The organism is Mycolicibacterium vinylchloridicum, from assembly GCF_013404075.1.
Classification (GTDB): Bacteria; Actinomycetota; Actinomycetes; order Mycobacteriales; family Mycobacteriaceae; genus Mycobacterium; species Mycobacterium vinylchloridicum.
Window position 1 is genome coordinate 1 of the sequence record NZ_JACBJQ010000081.1, and the last position, 19,210, is coordinate 19,210.

At 67.1% G+C, this 19,210-nt stretch carries 16 protein-coding genes; 6 read left to right on the forward strand and 10 right to left on the reverse strand.

Annotated features, from left to right (window positions below; genetic code table 11):
• Positions 1–521, forward strand: a 521-nt coding sequence (locus tag HPC46_RS31540) for an HNH endonuclease signature motif containing protein (RefSeq protein WP_179476000.1), incomplete at its 5' end; no start/stop codon positions are given.
• Here the strand turns inward: HPC46_RS31540 and HPC46_RS31545 are convergent.
• From HPC46_RS31545 to HPC46_RS31555, 3 genes are all read right to left on the reverse strand, one after another.
• Entirely contained in the window at positions 518–1,816 is a 1,299-nt protein-coding gene (locus tag HPC46_RS31545) for an amidohydrolase family protein (RefSeq protein ID WP_179476001.1), read from the reverse strand. The genes HPC46_RS31540 and HPC46_RS31545 overlap by 4 nt on opposite strands.
• The gene (locus HPC46_RS31550; protein WP_179476013.1) at positions 1,810–2,943 is read right to left on the reverse strand and encodes a CoA transferase; all 1,134 of its coding nucleotides are present in this window, start codon (positions 2,941–2,943) and stop codon (positions 1,810–1,812) included. Before HPC46_RS31550 ends, HPC46_RS31545 begins: the two co-directional genes overlap by 7 nt.
• 117 nt (positions 2,944–3,060) lie before the next feature.
• Entirely contained in the window at positions 3,061–4,071 is a 1,011-nt protein-coding gene (locus tag HPC46_RS31555) for a MaoC family dehydratase (protein ID WP_179476002.1), read from the reverse strand.
• Between the two features lie 74 nt (positions 4,072–4,145).
• On the opposite strand from HPC46_RS31555, the gene HPC46_RS31560 reads away from it, so the two are divergent.
• Entirely contained in the window at positions 4,146–5,303 is a 1,158-nt protein-coding gene (locus HPC46_RS31560) for an acyl-CoA dehydrogenase family protein (RefSeq protein WP_179476003.1), read from the forward strand.
• A 35-nt stretch (positions 5,304–5,338) separates the two neighbouring features.
• Positions 5,339–6,130, forward strand: a complete 792-nt coding sequence (locus tag HPC46_RS31565) for a GntR family transcriptional regulator (RefSeq protein ID WP_179476004.1) — start codon at positions 5,339–5,341, stop codon at positions 6,128–6,130.
• Here the strand turns inward: HPC46_RS31565 and HPC46_RS31570 are convergent.
• From HPC46_RS31570 to HPC46_RS31595, 6 genes are all read right to left on the reverse strand, one after another.
• Positions 6,108–7,064, reverse strand: a complete 957-nt coding sequence (locus HPC46_RS31570) for an enoyl-CoA hydratase/isomerase family protein (protein WP_179476005.1) — start codon at positions 7,062–7,064, stop codon at positions 6,108–6,110. The genes HPC46_RS31565 and HPC46_RS31570 overlap by 23 nt on opposite strands.
• Positions 7,061–8,593, reverse strand: a complete 1,533-nt coding sequence (fadD4, locus tag HPC46_RS31575) for a fatty-acid--CoA ligase FadD4 (RefSeq protein WP_179476006.1) — start codon at positions 8,591–8,593, stop codon at positions 7,061–7,063. The genes HPC46_RS31570 and fadD4 overlap by 4 nt, the downstream gene beginning before the upstream one ends.
• A gap of 104 nt (positions 8,594–8,697) precedes the next feature.
• Positions 8,698–9,597 (reverse strand): DUF4436 domain-containing protein, encoded by a 900-nt coding sequence (locus HPC46_RS31580; protein ID WP_325096850.1) that lies wholly within the window; start codon positions 9,595–9,597, stop codon positions 8,698–8,700.
• A 51-nt stretch (positions 9,598–9,648) separates the two neighbouring features.
• Entirely contained in the window at positions 9,649–11,475 is a 1,827-nt protein-coding gene (locus HPC46_RS31585; protein WP_179476007.1) for a phosphoenolpyruvate carboxykinase (GTP), read from the reverse strand.
• Between the two features lie 123 nt (positions 11,476–11,598).
• Complete coding sequence (locus tag HPC46_RS31590) at positions 11,599–13,044, reverse strand: hypothetical protein (RefSeq protein ID WP_179476008.1); 1,446 nt, start codon at positions 13,042–13,044, stop codon at positions 11,599–11,601.
• Positions 13,041–13,841 (reverse strand): hypothetical protein, encoded by an 801-nt coding sequence (locus HPC46_RS31595; RefSeq protein ID WP_325096851.1) that lies wholly within the window; start codon positions 13,839–13,841, stop codon positions 13,041–13,043. Before HPC46_RS31595 ends, HPC46_RS31590 begins: the two co-directional genes overlap by 4 nt.
• A gap of 170 nt (positions 13,842–14,011) precedes the next feature.
• Here HPC46_RS31595 and trmB point away from each other — a divergent pair, with 170 nt between their 5' ends.
• The 3 genes from trmB to HPC46_RS31610 are packed head-to-tail and all read left to right on the forward strand — an operon-like array spanning position 14,012 to position 18,423.
• Positions 14,012–14,770 (forward strand): tRNA (guanosine(46)-N7)-methyltransferase TrmB, encoded by a 759-nt coding sequence (trmB, locus tag HPC46_RS31600; protein WP_179476009.1) that lies wholly within the window; start codon positions 14,012–14,014, stop codon positions 14,768–14,770.
• Positions 14,767–15,459: an NYN domain-containing protein gene (locus tag HPC46_RS31605; protein WP_179476010.1), complete on the forward strand. Its 693-nt coding sequence runs from the start codon at positions 14,767–14,769 to the stop codon at positions 15,457–15,459. Before trmB ends, HPC46_RS31605 begins: the two co-directional genes overlap by 4 nt.
• Positions 15,460–15,504: 45 nt before the next feature.
• A complete protein-coding gene (locus HPC46_RS31610; protein WP_179476011.1) occupies positions 15,505–18,423 on the forward strand; it encodes a trehalose monomycolate exporter MmpL3 in 2,919 nt (972 codons plus the stop codon).
• Positions 18,424–18,640: 217 nt separating this feature from the next.
• Here HPC46_RS31610 and HPC46_RS31615 read toward each other — a convergent pair whose 3' ends face one another.
• Positions 18,641–19,063, reverse strand: coding sequence for a hypothetical protein (locus HPC46_RS31615; RefSeq protein ID WP_179476012.1), 423 nt, complete (start codon positions 19,061–19,063; stop codon positions 18,641–18,643).
• Positions 19,064–19,210 lie beyond the last annotated feature (147 nt).

Sequence of the window (19,210 nt, forward strand, 5' to 3'; positions counted from 1 at the left end):
AGCACAACGGCTTACCGGTCACGATGATCGTGACCACCACCCTGCAAGACCTCCAGGCCGGTGCCGGCCACGCGGTGACCGGCGGTGGGACGTTGATCCCGATCTCGGATCTGATCCAGATGAACGCTCCCGCGAACAAGTATCTGGCGGTGTTCGACGGCATCACCGGGCAATCACTGTGGCTGGGCCGGTCCAAGCGGCTGGCGTCGGCTGATCAGCGGATCATGCTGCTGGCCAAATATCGGGGCTGCACCGCACCCGGGTGCACGGTCAACGGCTACAACAGCCAGGTCCACCACGCCACACAAGACTGGAAACACGGCGGCACCACCGACATCGACCACCTCACCCTGGCCTGCAAATGCGACAACCTCCTCGTCGAAAACCACGGCTGGGAAACCCACCAACTCGCAGGCGGCCAAACCCACTGGAGCCCACCACCCGACGTCCCCCTACGCGGCGGCACCAACGACTACCACCACCCAGAACGACTACTCCCCAAAGACGACGAAAAGGACTAATTCACCACCTGCAGGTGCCCGCCGATGATGGTGGCGGTCACCAGGCCGGCGTCGAGGGTGTCGAGCACTTCGACCGGCGAAGCGCCGAGTACGCACAGGTCCCCGGGCTGTCCCGGATCGACCGTCCTGGGTACGTCGGGACGTTCAGCATGCCCGGTGAACATCGTCAGAGCCGTTGTGGCCGAAACACATTCGCCCTCGTTCAGCACCGCGCCACTCGGACCGGCGCGGCGGGTGGCGGCGTGCATCGCGGCCCATGGGTCGGCGCCTCCAAACGGCAGGTCTGTCGAAAGAGCCACGCGCACACCGGCTTCGAGTAGCGACGCCAGCCGCCAGAGCGCGGCCTGATCCTCGGGGTCGACGTCGACGAGGTATTGGTCACCGCGTTCGGCGATGAAGTTGGGTTGGGTCACCACGAGTACGCCGATGTCGGCGAGTTCGGTGATGCTGTCGGCGGGCACCACGGCCGCATGCTCGATCCGGTCGCCGGGGTGCGTACCCGCTGCCCGCAATGCGGCAAGGGAGACGACCAGCTGGCTCGCGGTGACACAGTGCAGCGCGACGGCTCCACTGGTGCGGTGTGTCGCAGCAATCCACTCGGTCAGCTCATCGAGATCCAGCGAATCGTCATGCAGAATGCGCTTTCCCGGGGAAAGCCAGTGCACTCCCTGATGCAGTCCCCCGTGCCGGTGCTCCTCGGTCAGTGTGACGATGTCATCGGCGCCCAGATCTGGGGTGGCGTCGGTGACTCCAGTGACGCCGTAGCTCAGCAGTCGCCGGCTGATCGTTGCCAGACTGGTGTCGCGGCGGGCCACCGCATCCGACCAGCTGTCATAACTGCGCAACCTGCCATCGGGGTGATCGGGCAGGCCGACGGCGAAGAGACCCGCCGAGTTCAGGAACCACAGGACGCCGCTGCGATGCTGAATGCGTACCGGAACCGCGTCGAAGAGCTCATCGAGGGTGTACCGGTCGAGCGAACCCGCAGCCGATTCGTGGTAGCCGACCGCCCGGATCCAGCCGTCTTCTCCGACCGGCGCTCGGGCCAGCACCCGGGAGAGTTCGTCGCGGCTATGAACGGTCGCGGGGCCAACCTGAACGGAATCCAGTGCTGCCGCCGCGGCTCGAAGGTGCACATGGTGATCGTGCAGACCGGGAATCACGGTGCCGCCTGCGGCGTCGAAAACCGTTTCGGCCAGCCGCGGAGTCAGCGTTTCGGCGACCTCGTCGATATGGGAGCTCACCCGGATGTCGACGGTGCGGCCATTGAGCAGGCGGGCTCGCTGAATCAGCATGGTACCGAATTCCTCTGGGAAACAAGGGATTCTACGGCCGCGTTGTCCGCACCGAGCGCCGCGGCGGGCGCAGTTCGCGGCGGGGGCTTGGGCACTTCAGCGGGCGCCGGCGATTGCGACGCCGTCGTCGGCAGCGCCGCGTAGGTCGCCGCGACGGCCGACATGGCCACCTCCAGGGTCTCGCCTCCGCCGCGGCCCAGCGAATGCGTCACGGCCAGTGCCGATTCCAGCCCGGTGAGCGGATCGGCGATGGCGTCGCCGCAGAACACCGGTCCGCTCGGGCTCGTGCCAACCAGTCCGCCCGCCACCGCCGCGTCGTCACCGAAGGCGACTCGCTGCGACTCGGGACCGTGGCCGGTGACACGCAGCCAGACCCTGCCATCCGGGCCGGACAGTACCTCCGGAGTCAGGCCCCGGCGCGCAAGTACCCCCGCGCGCGAGCCTTCGATGACGATGTCGGCAGCGTTCACCAGTGCTCGCAGGCGTTCGTGGTCACGATCGAAATCCACAGCATAGGAGAGCTTTTCGTGGTTGATCCAGTCGTAGAAGAACGGGTCACCGGCTCTGGTGCCGTCGGGGCGGGCCGGGCTCTCCACCTTGACGACGGTGGCGCCTGCTGCGGCGAGGATCTGCCCGCACAGCGGGCCGGCCCACATCGACGACAGGTCGGCCACCAGCAGGCCTGCCGTCACGCGAGGTGCACTCCGGGGACCCGATCGGACCACGCGGGGCGGGGCGGCCACCGTCTCACCCAGCCTTGACGCGGGCAGATCCAACAGGACGGCGCGCTCGACGGCCTCGTCACAGCGGCGCTGGGCCGCCCACCGCTCGATCACCGGCCAAGGATCCTCTGGCACGGTGTCGGCTTCGACGAGGGCGGGCAGGGCGGCCATGTCGTCGGCTCGCGAGACGGTCAGCGCCCACCAACCGTCCCGCGCCGGCATCAGCCGGGTCGCACCGCCGGCGGAGATGCGGCCCCGCCGGTGGAGTCCGAGCAGCGCGGCCCGGCCCGTCACGATCCGGCCGGCGTCCACGGGTGTGCCCAGGAGTTCGGTGAGCTCGGCGCCGACCGTTTCGGCATGGCGCAGCACCGCCGACCGCGAGTGATCCGGCGGCCCGTCGGACATGCCGGTCAGCCAGGCCAAGGCGCCGGCGCCGGAGTTACTCACGCCCCCATTCTCGCCCAAACCGACATCTGACCGGAAAAGTTGGAGTGCCGACCTGCACAAAGTCGATCTCGGCGCCTAGAAATGCAGCGCGCGCAACCGCCAGTCCAAGACCTGACGGTCGTCGCCTCCGTCGGACACCGCGTAAACCAGTGAACGCAGGGTGAGCACCCCGCCGCGATCGCCGGGCAGCGCCTCGGCCGCCTCGATCTGCAGCTCGCTGTACAACGTGTCGCCCTCGTGCACCGGACCGGTGTGGTCGCAGGACTGCCAGCCCAGCACGGTCGCGAGGTTGGGCAGCACCCGACTCGCCTGGGCCAGTGCCAACCCGATGGTGTGCCCGCCGTAGACCAGGCGCTGCCCACCGACCCTCGAATCATGGTGAGTGGCAGCGATATTCAGACTCAGCCGGGCCAGCTCGGGTGCGGAGCTGACGACGTCTCCGGTGCTGCGTAGCACCGAGCCCGCCATATCCGGCACGAAGTGCGGGCCGGTTACGCGTTCACGGAACGCTGCCGCGTTCCAGTCGGCGGTCGGGTCAGGCGCCGGACCCAGGTCGGCGCCGATCAAGGACAGGTCGTCGGCGTGGCCGGTGTCGCCGACGTTGGGGCTCAGCGGCAGCATCGCGCAGCGGTAGAAGTCCAGCACCAGCCGGCCGACTTGGTCGACGGTGGTCATCCGCAGCGCAGCCAACCCCGTCGCTCCCCGACCCGGCTTGGCGGTGTTCTGGCGCAGCCCGACCACCTCGGTGCGCGTGGAGATGGTGTCGCCGATGACGGGGTAGCGGTGGAACGTCAGCCCGCGGTAGAACAGGTTGGCCTTGACCCGCTGGGTCACCAGCGTGCTCTGGCCGATCGCGACGTCGCACACCAGCGCCGGGTGTGCGAGGACAGCGTTACTGCCCACTACGGCGTTCGCGAGGCCGGCGTCCAGGGACAGCCGCATCCGGTCGCCCAGGATCGCCTGATGGGTGGCCGCGGCGCCCGAGGTCAACGTCATCGAGGGCGCCCAGTCGAAGACCTGGCCGACCGCCAGGTCGTCGAAGTAGGGAACGCCCGCCTCACCACCGATATGGCCGTACAAAGTCACAGTGCCCCATACTGGTGCTTCGGGCCCATCCGTGTCAATATGGCCGTACATTTCCCGATCTTGGAGCGACCTTGGTGAGCACTGCACTCAACGACGAAGAAACGATGCTGGTGGAGACGGTGCGGGCGTTCGTCGACCGCGATGTGAAACCCACGGTGCGCGAGGTCGAACACGCCAACACCTACCCCGAGGCGTGGATCGAGCAGATGAAGCGCATCGGCATCTATGGCCTGGCGATCAGCGAGCAGTACGGCGGCTCCCCCGTGTCGATGCCCTGCTACGTCGAGGTCACCCAGGAACTGGCACGGGGGTGGATGACCCTGGCCGGCGCGATGGGCGGGCACACCGTGGTGGCGAAGCTGCTGGAAACCTTCGGCACCGAGGAGCAGAAGCAGACCTACCTGCCGAGGATGGCCACCGGCCAGATCCGCGCCACGATGGCACTGACCGAGCCCGGCGGCGGCTCGGATCTGCAGAACATGATCACCGTCGCCCGACGCGACGGTGACGACCTGGTGATCAACGGCGCCAAGACGTGGATCACCAATGCCCGCCGATCGGGTCTCATCGCCTTGCTGTGCAAGACCGATCCGCAGGCCACTCCGCGGCACAAGGGCATCTCGGTGGTGCTGGTCGAGGCGGAGACGGCGGGGATGACGGTGTCGCGGGATCTGCCCAAGCTGGGCTACAAGGGCGTCGAGTCTTGCGAGATCGCGTTCGACAACTGCCGGCTGCCGGCCACCGCGATCCTGGGCGGCGAGCCGGGTCGCGGTTTCAGCCAGATGATGAAAGGCCTTGAGACCGGCCGCATTCAGGTGGCGTCCCGCGCACTGGGGGTGGCCACGGCGGCCCTGGAGGACGCGCTGGCGTATGCCCAGGACCGGGAGAGCTTCGGTCAGCCCATCTGGAAGCACCAGTCGATCGGCAACTATCTTGCCGATATGGCCACCAAGCTGACCGCCGCCCGCCAGCTGACCCGTTACGCCGCCGAACGCTACGACAGCGGCGAGCGCTGCGACATGGAGGCGGGCATGGCCAAGCTGTTCGCCTCCGAGATCGCCATGGAGATCGCGCTGAACGCGGTGCGCATCCACGGCGGATACGGCTACTCGACCGAGTACGACGTCGAACGCTACTTCCGCGACGCACCGCTGATGATCGTCGGCGAGGGCACCAACGAGATCCAGCGCAACGTGATCGCCGGTCAACTGGTCGCGCGGGGAGGCATCTGATGCCGACATCAGACTTGGGCGGCATCTGACCGCCCATGAAACCCGAGCCCGCGTATCAGGTTCTGCGGCAACGACTTCGCGACGAGATCGCCGCCGGCGCCTACCCCGAGGGTGTCCGGTTGCCGACGGAGTCCGAATTGGTCGCCGAGCACGGGCTGTCGCGGCAGACGGTGCGCCGGGCGTTCCAGGATCTGGTGGCCGAGGGTGTGGTCTACCGGGTGCCGGGGCGCGGGACATACGCCAATCGGGGTTATCTGCGGCAACTCGGCTCCATCGAGGACCTGATGAGCTTGTCCGAGGACACCACGATGGAAGTGCTGCAGGGCCTTTCGCGCCGGGTCGACGTCAGCGCAGCCAGTCGGCTGAGGCTGGATCATGACGTGGTGTACACGGTGGTGTTCCGACGGCTGCACGACCGGCGGGCAGGAGCGCAGCGACCCGGGGAGAGCGACCGGCGGGCAGGAGCGCAGCGACCCGGGGATTATTTCGGAGTTCCGTTCGTCGTCACCACCGTGCACCTGCCCGAGTCGATCGCGCGGCTGGTGTTCGACTCCGCGGAGTTGGCGGATGGCGCTGTCGGCACCAACACTGTCATCGGCGTGCTCGAGCCGCACTTGGACCATCCCATCGCCGAAGCGGCGCAGTCGATCACGGTGGCACCCGCCGACGAACTGGTCGCGAGTGCGCTCGGCTGCGCGCCCGGGCACCCGATGCTGCGGGTGGACCGGCTCTACTCCGACACCACCGGCACCCCGGTCGAACTGTCGGTCAGCCACTTCCTGCCCGAGCAGTACACCTACCGGGTCACGCTGCGCCGGTCTGGCTGATCTCGTCGACCAGACCCCAAGACAGCGCCGTGCTCGCATCGATGGTCCGGCCCGACAGCACCAAATAAGCTGTGCGCCAACGTCCGATGCGGCGGGTGATGCTCACCGTGCCACCGGCGCCGGGAATGAGGCCGAGCATCAGTTCGGGCAGCCCGAGCACGGCCTCGGCGTCGCAGCTGACCCACCCACAGAACGACGCCATCTCCAACCCGCTGCCGAGCACCCGGCCGTGAATCTCGGCACGGCAGGCACGGCCCAGCCGCCGGGTCAGCTCGTCGAGCGCGAGCGCGGGGCTGTGTCGGGTGCGCGCCACGTGCGCGGAAGCCGGGTCTGCGAAGGTGCCGAACTCGCCGAGGTCCCCGCCGCTGCAAAAGGATGGGCCGTTGCCGCCGAGGACCACCTCGGTGACGGTGTCGTCGAGCAACGCGACGGTCAGCGCCTCGAGCAACAGCGCCCGCGCGTCAGTACTGAACGCGTTGTGGCGCTTCGGCCTGTTGAACCGGATCCGCAACGTGGCACCGTCGCGGGATGCCACCACCGGATCGGCGATGTCAGGCAGCACGGCCGGTCCGCGTTCGGCCAGCCAGCGGGCGAACTCCGGACCGGACTGCAGAGTCGAGTAGGCCAACGACTCGGTGATGATCCCCGGCAGCGCGGGGCCCGTCACGTCCACGGCCCGCAGCACGTCGTCGCAGACCGCACTGGCATGCGGCCACCGCTCGCAGCGGTCGGCCAACAGAGCGACAGTCTCATCGACCGATTCCACCGCAACCCGCCGGCGATCTTCATGCTCGGCTTCGGTCAGCGCGAATGTCGCAGTGTCAAGCCAGAATTCACCATCCGGAGTCGACGCTTCCCCGACCGCTACGACGACGCCCGGCGGACCCGTCACCCCGATCGGCGGCGGGTCGGACAAGTCGACTAGCACCATCACCCGGTCGGCGCGGGCGAGTACTTGGCGATCAGCTCTTGCTTGTACAGCTTGCCGGTGTCGGTCCGGGGCAGGGTCGTCTCGAACGAGATGGTCCGCGGACACTTGTAGTGCGTCAACCGATCTCGTAGCCAGGCCAGCAGCTCCTCGGCGAATTCGTCGGTGGCGTCCGCGGGGTCGACGAGTTGCACCACGCCCTTGACGCTTTGGCCCATCTCCTCATCGGGAATGCCGAACACCGCGGCGTCCATCACCTTGGGGTGGGTGACCAGCATGTTCTCGGCTTCCTGCGGATAGATGTTCACCCCGCCGGAGATGATCATGTGATGCCGGCGGTCGGTGAGGTAGAGGTAGCCATCCTCGTCGACGTATCCGATGTCACCGACCGATTTCCAGCCATGGCTGTCGCGGGACTTCGCCGTCTTCTCAGGGTCATTGAGGTACTCGAAGTCGAATCCGCCCTCGAAGTAGATCTCGCCGGCCTGCCCGGGCGGCAACTCGTTGCCGTCCTCGTCGAGGATGTGCAGGCCACCCAACATCGGCTTGCCCACCGATCCGGGGTGTGTGAGCCAATCCTCGGCGGTGATCAACGTCGACCCGATCGCCTCGGAGGAGGCGTAGTACTCGTCGACGATCGGCCCCCACCAGTCGATCATCTGTTTCTTGATCTCGACCGGACACGGCGCCGCGGCGTGCATGATCCGCTGCAGACTCGATAGATCGTACGAATTACGCACGTCTTCAGGTAGTTTCAGCATCCTGGTGAACATGACCGGGACGAACTGCCCGTGGGTGACCCGGTGACGCTGGATCGCGTCGAGGCAGCCCTGCGCGTCGAACTTCTCCAGCACCACCGTCGTGATGCCGCCCGCCAATGTCTGCATCGACCAGACCGACGGCGCGGTGTGGTACAGCGGAGCGGGGCTGATGTACACAGCCTGCGGGTTCATCCAGAATTCGACCAGCGCCGACATCAAACCGGGAACCTCAGCGGGAGGCAGGTGCGGAAGCTCGCGCTTGATGCCCTTCGGTCGCCCGGTGGTCCCCGACGAATACTGCAGCAGATCACCGTCGATCTCGTCATCGATCGGGGTAACGGGCTGGCCCGCAACGCATTCGGGATAGCTCTGCCAACCATCGAGCTCACCGCCGGCGATGATGAGCAACCCGGGCATCTTCGGCAGCTCGGCGGACAGGCCGGCCAGGGTGTCGCGCAGCGCGTCCGATCCGACGACGGCTTTGGCCTCGCTGTTGTCGATGATGTAGGCGGCCTCCGCCGCGGTCAGGTGAGTGTTGATCGGCACGTAGTAAAGACCGCAGCGCCGCGCGGCCCACAGCACTGTGTGGAAATGCTCGTTGTTCTCGATGAGAACCGCGACGGCGTCGCCCTCGCGCAGCCCGGCCTCCCGGAACAGGTGTGCCAGCTGGTTGGCCCGGGCTTCCATCTCGCCGAACGTGACGGTTTTTCCGGAGGGATACAGGATGACTGCCGGCTTGTCGGGAGTGGCCTCGGCATGCTCGCGGATCTGCATGGGTGCACTGTACGACAACGCCAATTGACGGGTGTCAACCCGGTCCTCGCTGGCCGCAGTTGCCCACAATCTGGCCGGTAGAGGGAGCCACCTCCGTGGCCGCGTCAGTCGCTGCGCCGCGCCCAGGCCACCAGGTAGATCACGATGGCCGCAACCAGTGCGATGAGCACCCAGAAGACGAGCGCCTCGTCGATCCAGGATCCCGGCGGCGGGTCACCGGGTAGCACGTTGCGGATCGGGACCACCGCGAACAACATTGCGGCGAACCAGGTCGAGAATGGCGGCTGAAACTTCTTCTTGCCCAAGAGCATTTCGATCGCAGCGTAGAGCGCCAGTGCCGGCAGCGTCAGCAGCACCAGACAGATGCCGAAGATCAGCGCCAACGGGCCCCGCGAACGCGAGAAGGTGATCGTCGCGTTGTCGTCGGTACCACCAGAGTGGGTGGCCGGGCCTGACCGGTCACTGCGGATGTCCCAGCCGTACAGCGATCCGCCCACTTCCACCCGCGCAGGCACATAACGCCGATCCGCCCCGGAGCCGACGAACACATCGGTGCCGATGGTCTTGGTGGTGTAGGTGTCAAACGGCCACCGATCCGCTTCGCCGGTGGCCGCCAGCTGGGTCTTGATCACCTTGGGAATCTCGCCTTTGGGAAACGACAGTTCGCCGAGATCGGTGCATGGGCACACCACCACGACCATATCGGTGTTCAGCGTGCCGAATTCCGGGTCAAGCAAGCCCTTCTGAGGTATCACGACCACGTCGACGTCGACTCGATTGTCGAGCGGATGAATGGCGGTGAGTTCCACCAACACAACGGTCTCGTCGGCGGCGTCCAGATTGCTCGGCGCCAGGGTGTGGGCCGAGCTGTCGATCCAGAAGTAGCCGGCCACCGACCCGACGTAGATGGCGAGGATCATGGCGACCGTCGCGATCCGGCGCCACCACGATTGTGCTGGCGCATTCTTCACCGGCGCAGGCGCATCCGCCGTTGGAACCCCCACGCCCGAGATGCTAACCGGGCGGGGGTGGCTGTCAGGCCTTAACGGCCGTAGTCAGGAACTTTCGGCAAGACGCTGCTTGAGCGCCTCGAACTCGTCCTTCACGCCGGTCGGCAGCTTCTCGCCGACGAACTCGAACCACTCCTCGATCAGCGGCAGTTCGTCACGCCACTCCTGCACATTCACGGCCAGCGCCTCGTTGACGTCGGCCGGATCGGCGTCCAGACCTTCGAGATCGAGATCGCCTGCGCTCGGCACGATGCCGATCGGTGTGGTCGAGCCGTTGGCCTTGCCCTCGACCCGCTCGATGATCCACTTCATCACGCGGCTGTTCTCGCCGAAGCCGGGCCACAGGAAGCGGCCGTCGTCACCGCGACGGAACCAGTTGACGAAGAAGATCTTCGGCATCTTGGACTCGTCGGCGTTCTTGCCGAGGTTGATCCAGTGGGCGAAGTAGTCGCCGACGTTGTAGCCGAGGAACGGCAGCATCGCCATCGGGTCGCGACGCACGGTGCCGACCTTGCCCTCGGCGGCGGCGGTCTGCTCGGAACCCAGTGTGGCACCGATGAATACACCGTGCTGCCAGTCGCGGGCCTGCGTCACCAGCGGCACCGTCGTCTTGCGGCGGCCGCCGAACAGGATGGCCGAGATCGGCACGCCCTGCGGGTCATCCCACTCGGGCGCCAGTGTCGGGCACTGCGCCATCGGCGTGCAATAACGGGAGTTGGGGTGGGCGGCCTTCTCGCCGGACTCCGGCGTCCAATCGTTGCCCTTCCAATCGATCAGGTGCTGCGGGTCGCCCTCGAGGCCCTCCCACCAGACACCTCCTTCGTCGGTCAGCGCGACGTTGGTGAACACCGTATTGCCGGCGGCGACGGTCTTCATGGCGTTGGGGTTGGAGCTCCAGTTGGTGCCCGGTGCCACACCGAAGAAACCGAACTCCGGGTTGGTGGCGTACAGCCGGCCGTCCTTGCCGAAGCGCATCCAGGCGATGTCGTCACCGACGGTCTCGGCGCGCCAGCCCGGGACGGTCGGCTGCAGCATCGCGAGGTTGGTCTTGCCGCAGGCCGACGGGAACGCGGCGGCGATGTAGTACGCCTTGTTCTCGGGCGAGATCAGCTTGAGGATCAGCATGTGCTCGGCGAGCCAGCCCTCGTCGTGCGCCATCGCCGAGGCGATCCGCAGCGAGTAGCACTTCTTGCCCAGCAGCGCGTTGCCGCCGTAACCCGAGCCGAAGCTCCAGATCTCGCGGGTCTCGGGGAAGTGGGTGATGTACTTGGTGTCGTTGCACGGCCAGGGAACGTCTGCTTGGCCCGGCTCGAGGGGCGCACCGAGCGAATGCAGTGCCTTGACGAAGAATCCGTCCTCGCCGATCTTGTCCAGCGCGGCCTTGCCCATGCGAGTCATCGTCCGCATCGACACGACGACGTATTCGGAGTCGGTGATCTCGACGCCGAGCTTCGGGTCGTCGGCACCGAGCGGGCCCATGCAGAACGGCACCACGTACATCGTGCGTCCACGCATGCAACCGCGGTACAGGTCGGTCATCAGGCCGCGCATCTCGGCGGGGTCCATCCAGTTGTTGGTCGGGCCGGCGTCGATCGCCCGCTCCGAGCAGATGAACGTCCGCGACTCCACGCGCGCCACATCCGACGGCGCCGAGCGGGCCAGGTAGGAGCTCGGCTCCTCGGTGTCGCTCAGCGGAGTGAACGTGCCGGCAGCCACCAACTGGTCGCACAGGCGCTGGTATTCCTCAGCGGAACCGTCGGCGAAGACCACGCGGTCGGGCTGCGTGAGTTCGGCGACCTCCCGGACCCAAGCGAGCAGGCCCTGATGCTTGGTCGGTGCGGTATCCAGACCGGGGATGGTCGCTGAAGTCATCGCTATCTCCTGCTTACTTTTTATGGCCAGGACGCAGGCCGGATTCCGCGCCGAGACACGGTCCTCCCTGAAAAGTAGGTTAACGCGGGTGAGATACCCGCGGTTAATCGGGATTATGTCCGATCACTCACAGGAACGATTCAGAAGGCCATAATTCGGAGCTTTTCTTCGATTCAGTTCGTCGAGATCGGCACGCACCGATGCCAACGCGTTCTCGATCACCGGGACACGACGGTCCCGGATCGCCGCGGCCCGCGCCCGCTGCACCCCGTGCTCGCGGATTTCCCGGTCGATCCGGGCCACCGATTCCTCCGTATCGGCGCGCTCGACGGCGTCCCGCTCGGCGGTGGCTCGGCTCAGCGACGCCTCGGCGGCCAACACCCGAGTCGCCACCCATTCCTCCATCGCGGTGCGCAACCCGGTGGTGACCTCATCAACCCAGCGGTCCAGCACCGCGCGATCGTGCAGCAGTCCCCGGACACCGACGACCCACAGCGTCACCGCCAGCCCGACGATCGCGCCGCCGATGGCACCGCCGAGCGCCCACCGCGGAGCCAGGTCGGCGAACAGCCGGCTCAGCGTCAGCGCGACGCCGAGTCCGAAGCCCGCGCCCAGCAGCATCATCAACCGGTTCTCCGCGCCGCGTGACCGCAGCGGCGCGGTGCCCACCGCGACCACCGGGCACGGGTCGGCCGGCGCGTGGACAGGTAGGCCCAGCTGGTCGCCGATATCGGCCAGACGGCGGAAGGTGCCCTCCTGGACGTCGCCACTCACCACAGCGATCCGGTGATGCACCTCGTCGGTGAAGCCGCCGAGCCGGCGCCGGGTCATGCCCGCGACGTCCTCGTGCAGTTCGCAACGCACCGACGCACAGCGGGTGCGAGCGAAGGAGGACAACTGCACCCGCACCTGCTGCATCTGGCTGCGTATGGCAATTGAACGCTGCGACGTGGTCAGCCGAAACGCGCGCAGCTGGCCCGCACGTTGTTCCCGTAGCGCGGCCAGCCGGGCCTCCCGACCAGCGCCCTCGACGTCGTGATCCAGCCGAAGGCACATAGCAAGCAAGCGATTCTCCCACGCGCGCAAGCGATTTCGCTGATCCAGCGAGTCATCGGCGAGCATGGTGGTCACCGCTACGACGACGTCGTCAACGACGGGCGGCCCCAGATCCGGTGCAGCGGCGGCCCCCACCCAAACCACCTCGCCGTAACGGGCGGCCCGCTCGGTAAGCAGCGCACGATCGGCGTCGAGCACCTCACGCCAGGTGCGGTGCACGTCGATCTTGGACACCACCCCGATCACCGCATCGGTATCGGCGGCGACGGCGTCCAGCAGTGCACAGTCTGATTCGGTCAGCGGTGCGGTGGCCGACACCACGAACACCAACACGGCGGGCGCCTCGCCGGCGCGGAGCTCGTTTACTTCCAGAACGGTGACCTCGGGCAGCCGGTCACGAAGGGCGGACACCGCACTACTGGTGCCCGCCAGCCAAGGTCCGGCGACCAACACGGCGTCGCGCCGGGTGATCGAGTCGATCTCGGCCACCACGCTGTCGACGGCATCAGTCACAACAGTGGCTCCGCGATGCCGCCCGCACGTTCCCACAACCGCAGCGAACCGCGGGCGATGTCGACGCCGCAGGACCGATGCAGCCGGGATACCGGACCTCGGGAGTATCGCTGCCAGGTGATCGCGCGCTGGAGATGCGCTGTCTCGGTCACACCGTCATCCACTGCCATCCCGGCGTCGCGCACCACCTCGATGGCCGCGGCCATTCGGGTGTCGACCGACGCGTCGGGGGCCAGTCGCCGATAACGCACGGGTGCGGCTGCACGATCGATACCGGCGAGCAACCCGTCGACAGCGCTGGCGTGCCGCAACGCGGCGATCAGCCCTTCTCGGTCGGCGCCGGCGCGTAGCGCCAGCACGCCGTGGGCGATACCGAACAGGTCGAGCTCGACGAGCAGCCGTTCCCGGATCGCCAGCGGCAGCCGGTGTGCGGTGGTGGCGAACCGGTCGGTCGAGCCGAGGTCGGCCGGATCGGTGGTCAGCGCCCGCAATGCGCCGACCAACTCGTCGTCGACGACGGTGTGGTCCAACGCGGCGGCCGCAGCCAGTCCGGCCAGGGGATAGAACGGGACGCCGGCGAGTGCGCCGAGCCGCCCGCAGTGAGCGGTGGCGGCCGCGATGGGCCCCCGACCACCGAATCCGGCCAGATCCGCCTTGTTGATGACGGCGACGACCGGTCGGGACGAGCCGGCGATCGCGCGGCGGTCCTCGGGCTTCAGCGTCTCGGCCAACACGTAGACGGCGACGTCGGCGACCTCCGACGGATCGGCGATCACCACACCGGCCCCACGCAACACTCGGGTCACTGTGCGCCTTCCGCACCCGGCGCGACCGGTCACACTGACCCGTATCGGCAGCCCCACCACACCGACATGCTGGCAGCCGCTGACCTGTGGCGGTAGCCACTACCAGGCGAAGGCAACTGTTGGGTATCAATCTGTACCACGGTGCGGGTACGCGGGAGTTCATGAGCGACGATGGACGGATGCATGCGCAGCACCACGGTGGCTCAGCCACGCCCGACGCCGTGGCCGCGCATCCGTATCCCCGAATAACCAGCTTCCGCTCGCGCCGCTCGGCGCTGACCGAGGCCCAGCAAGAAGTGTGGGACCGGCTCTGGCCGCAGCTCGGTACCCAGGCTCGTAACGGGGAAAAACCCGCCGGACACCTCGACACGACCGCATGGTTCGGCCGTCGAGCTCCCGTCGTCCTGGAGATCGGCTGCGGCACCGGGACCTCGACCCTCGGGATGGCCATGGCCGAGCCCCACATCGACGTGGTGGCCGCCGAGGTCTACCGGCGCGGCCTTGCGCAGCTGCTCAGCGCCGTCGACCGGGAGGGCGTCACCAATATCCGGCTGATCCGCGGCGACGCCGTCGACGTGCTCGAGCACATGTTCTCCACCGGGGAGCTGACCGGCGCGCGGGTCTTCTTCCCCGACCCCTGGCCGAAGTCACGCCACCACAAGCGCCGGCTGCTACAGCCGAGCACCATCGCCCTCATCGCCGACCGGCTGCGCCCCGGCGGGGTCCTGCACGCCGCCACCGACCACGCCGGGTACGCCGAGCAGATCGCCGAAGCCGGCGACGCCGAACCGCTGCTGCAACGCGTGCAGCCGGGCGACCCGCTGCCGATGTCGGTGCAGCGCCCGACGACCAAATACGAGACGAAGGCCCGCCACGCAGGCAGTGCGGTCACAGAGCTCCTCTGGATGAGACGGCCATGAGTGTGATGGAAGACGCCGCGGCCGCCCCCGCGCCGCCCGACGGTGACGATTCGGTGGTGAACCCGTCGGTTCAACGGGTACTTCTGGTCTGGGATGCGCCCAACCTGGACATGGGGCTGGGTTCCATTCTCGGCGGCCGGCCAACGGCCGCACACCGGCCACGGTTCGACGCGCTGGGACGCTGGTTGTTGACCCGCACCGCCGAACTGTCGGCCGGCCACCCGGACATCTCGGTGGAACCGGAGGCAACCGTGTTCACCAACATCGCGCCCGGCAGCGCAGACGTCGTCCGCCCCTGGGTGGAGGCACTGCGCAACGTCGGCTTCGCGGTCTTCGCCAAACCGAAGGTGGACGACGACAGCGACGTCGACTCCGACATGCTCGCCCACATCGAACTGCGCCGCCGCGAGGGTCTGGCAGCCGTGCTGGTCGCGTCGGCCGACGGGCAGGCGTTCCGCACGCCGCTGGAGGACATTGCCCGGGCGGGCACCCCCGCCTACGTGCTCGGATTTCGCGAACATGCCAGCTGGGCACTAGCGTCGGATACCTTGGAGTTCGTCGACCTGGAGGACATCCCTGGTGTTTTCCGAGAGCCGCTGCCGCGAATCGGCCTAGATTCGCTACCAGAGCAGGGGGCGTGGCTGCAACCATTCCGGCCGCTGTCCTCACTACTGACATCGCGCGTGTAGGAGAACCCGATGCGCAGGTCGCCACAGATTTAGTTAGGAGATTACGTGTTCGCCTGGTGGGGTCGAACTGTGTATCGCTTCCGATACATCGTGATCGCAGTCATGGTCGGGCTGTGCCTCGGCGCCGGCGTCTTCGGGCTCAGCCTGGGCAAGCACGTCACGCAGAGCGGGTTCTACGACGACAACAGCCAGTCGGTGAAGGCCTCCGTGCTGGCCGACGAGGTCTACGGCCGCGACCGGTCCAGCCACATCGTCGCCATCTTCACCGCCCCCGAGGGCAAGACCGTCGACGACCCGGAATGGTCCAAGAAGATCGTCGACGAACTGAACAAGGTCGTCGACGACCATCCCGACCAGATGCTCCCGTGGGCCGGCTACCTGAAGGCGCCGACACTGCCCGCAGTTCAGAAGCTCGCGACCGACGATAAGACCCGCACCTTCGTCACGCTGCCACTCAAGGGCGATGACGACGACACCATCCTCAACAACTTCAAGATCGTGCAGCCCGACCTCCAGAAGCTGGACGACGGCAAGGTCGAACTGGCCGGCCTGCAGCCCGTCGCCAGCGAGCTGACCGGCACGATCGGCAAGGACCAGCAGCGCGCCGAAGTGTTGGCCCTACCGCTGGTCGCGGTCGTGCTGTTCTTCGTGTTCGGCGGTGTCGTGGCCGCGTGCCTCCCCGCGATGGTCGGCGGCCTGTCCATCCTGGGATCACTGGGCATCATGCGATTGATCTCGCTGTTCGCGCCCGTGCACTTCTTCGCTCAGCCGGTCGTCACCCTGATCGGCCTCGGTATCGCGATCGACTACGGCCTGTTCGTGGTGAGCCGGTTCCGTGAAGAGCTTGCCGAGGGCTACGACGTCGAGGCCGCGATCCGGCGCACCGTCATGACGGCGGGCCGGACGGTGACGTTCTCGGCCGTCCTGATCGTGGCCTCGCTGGCCGGCCTGCTGCTGTTCCCGCAGGGCTTCCTGACGTCGCTGACCTACGCGGGTATCGCCTCGGTGATGTTGGCCGCGATCCTGTCGATCACCGTGCTGCCCGCGGTGCTGAGCATCCTCGGCCCCAACGTCGACGCGCTCGGTGTGCGCACGCTGCTGCGGGTGCCGTTCTTCCGTAACTGGAAGCCGATGCGCGTGTACCTGGAGTGGCTGGCCAACAAGCTGCAGAAGACCCAGACTCGCGAGCAGGTCGAGAAGGGGTTCTGGGGCAAGCTCGTCAACATGGTCATGAAGCGGCCGATCATGTTCGCGCTGCCGATCGTGATCATCATGATCTTGCTGATCATCCCGCTGGGCAAATTGTCACTGGGCGGGTTCAGCGAAAAGTACTTGCCGCCAACGAATTCCGTGCGCCAGGCGCAAGAGGACTTCGACCGGACCTTCCCCGGATTCCGCACCGAGCAGATGACGCTGGTGATCCAGAACGCCTCACCGGCGCAGATCGAACAGATCACTGCGCAAGCGAATGCGATCTCCGGGTTCACCGGTCAGTGGACACCGCGCACCGCCACCGACGAGGGCACCAAAGACCCGAACGTCACCGTTATCCAGAACGGTCTCCAGGTCCGCAACGACGCGCCCCAGAAGATCAAGGACCTGCGAGCGATACCACCGCCGAAGGGCGTGACCATCTGGGTTGGCGGCACGCCAGCGCTGGAGCAGGACAGTATCCACAGCCTGCTCGACAAGGGCCCGCTGATGGTGCTGATCTTGATCAGCACCACGACGTTGTTGATGTTCCTGGCATTCGGCTCGCTGGTGCTGCCGATCAAGGCCGCCCTGATGAGTGCGTTGACGCTCGGTTCGACCATGGGTGTCTTGACCTGGATTTTCGTCGACGGGCACGGATCGGGTCTGCTGAACTTCACGCCGACACCACTGACCGCACCGGTGATCGGACTGATCATCGCGGTCATCTACGGCCTGTCCACCGACTACGAGGTATTCCTGGTCTCTCGCATGGTCGAGGCCAGGGAACGCGGGATGTCGACGGCGGAGGCCATCCGGATCGGTACCGCCACCACCGGACGCATCATCACCGCGGCGGCTCTGGTGCTCATCGTGGTGGCGGGCGCGTTCGCGTTCTCCGACCTGGTGATGATGAAGTACCTGGCGTTCGGCCTGATCACCGCGCTGGTCCTGGACGCGACGATCATCCGAATGTTCCTGGTACCCGCCGTCATGAAACTGCTTGGCGACGACTGCTGGTGGGCGCCGCGCTGGATGAAACGAGTGCAGGTCAAGCTCGGTCTCGGCGAGATCCATCTCCCCGACGAGCGCAAGCGTCCGGTGGTCCGCGACCCGGACCCCGCACTCGTCGGCGCCGGCGCACCGGTCTCGGCCGCCGAGACGCGCCGGCCGGTACACGACCCGACCCACCCCGGTGTCGAAGGCCGAGCCATGCCGCGCGTCGTGGGCCGGGCCGAATATCGCAACCCGCCGCAAGAAGCACCGTCAGCGGCCGGCACCGCGCGGATGGCGGACCCGACCGATGCGACCACCGAAGCGCCGACCACGCGATTCTCGGTGGCCAAGAACGTCGTCAAGAACGCGGTCAACACCGCGACGTCCGCCGCTCGCTCCACCCGTCCGCCGGCCCCGCCGGCGCCGGATCGGGAGATCGAGTCGTGGCTGGGCGAACTGCGCGGCAAACCGGGTCAACCGGAGCCGACTCCCCAACCGCCACCGTCGGCGGAACCCACCGAGACGATCCCTCCCCCGGACGACGCGACCACGGCGATCCCTGCGCAGCGCGAGGCCACGGGCGACGACGTGTCCCCCGCGGTCAGCGCCGAGGAGACGCGGGCGATCCCGGTGAGCCGGCCCGAGCAAGGTGACCCCGAGGTAGCCACCGAGAAACTGAACTCGCGCGGCAAGAAAGAGGGCGACGAGCAGCGTCGCCGTGGCACCGGTGGCGGTGTCAGCGCGGCGGATCTGCTGCGCCGCGAAGGCCGGCTGTAGATCCAGTCAGAACTGAGAGCGAAATTGTCGGCCAGATCTCGCTCTGCGTTCTGGATCAACGCACGTGCCGATCTTTCCTTCGATATTTGCTGTGCTGACCCCACGCCGTCGCTAATCGCCTGTTATACATGTTGCTAGCAGTTCTTCACATGTAACTTGCAGCAACTTCACAGGTGACTCTGGGGGGTCAGTCGTTGGCTAGTCGGCAGCGCTCGGGTCAGCGCAAACCACATCGCGTCGAGCCTTGCCAGTGGCTGGGTACTGGGGCGATCACGCTGGGTATCGGCGCGGCCCTGGCCGCCGGATCCGGTGTCGCACACGCCGACGGCGGCTCTGGTGCCGGCTCAGCCGGCCCGTCATCGCATTCGTCGGCGAGCGGATCGTCGGCTCGCACTAATGATCGTTCCGTCTCGGCGAAGCCACCGCGAAAGCGTGCTGCGGGTTCCGTCCTGGCCGGCTCGGTCAAGAACCCTGCCCCCGCTGGTACGGCCCGAAGTGCACGGCCTTCGCCGAGGATTCCGACCCCGGCGACCCCGAGCCCCGACGTGCTCGCGGCGGCCCTGGCGGCCGCCACCCGACGGGACGCCGACGGCACCGCGGCCACGACGGTGGCGACAGCGAACGCCGCCGCGGTGGTCAACGGAAGTGCAGAACTCGCCCTGTCCCTGATATACACGTCACGCTGCCGGCGAGACCCCTGGTCCAGTTGTCGGTGCGTTGCATCTCTGTATAATCAGTCTCATAGACCCTTCTCACTCTGCCGACTATGCTCCGTCTCACGATCTCC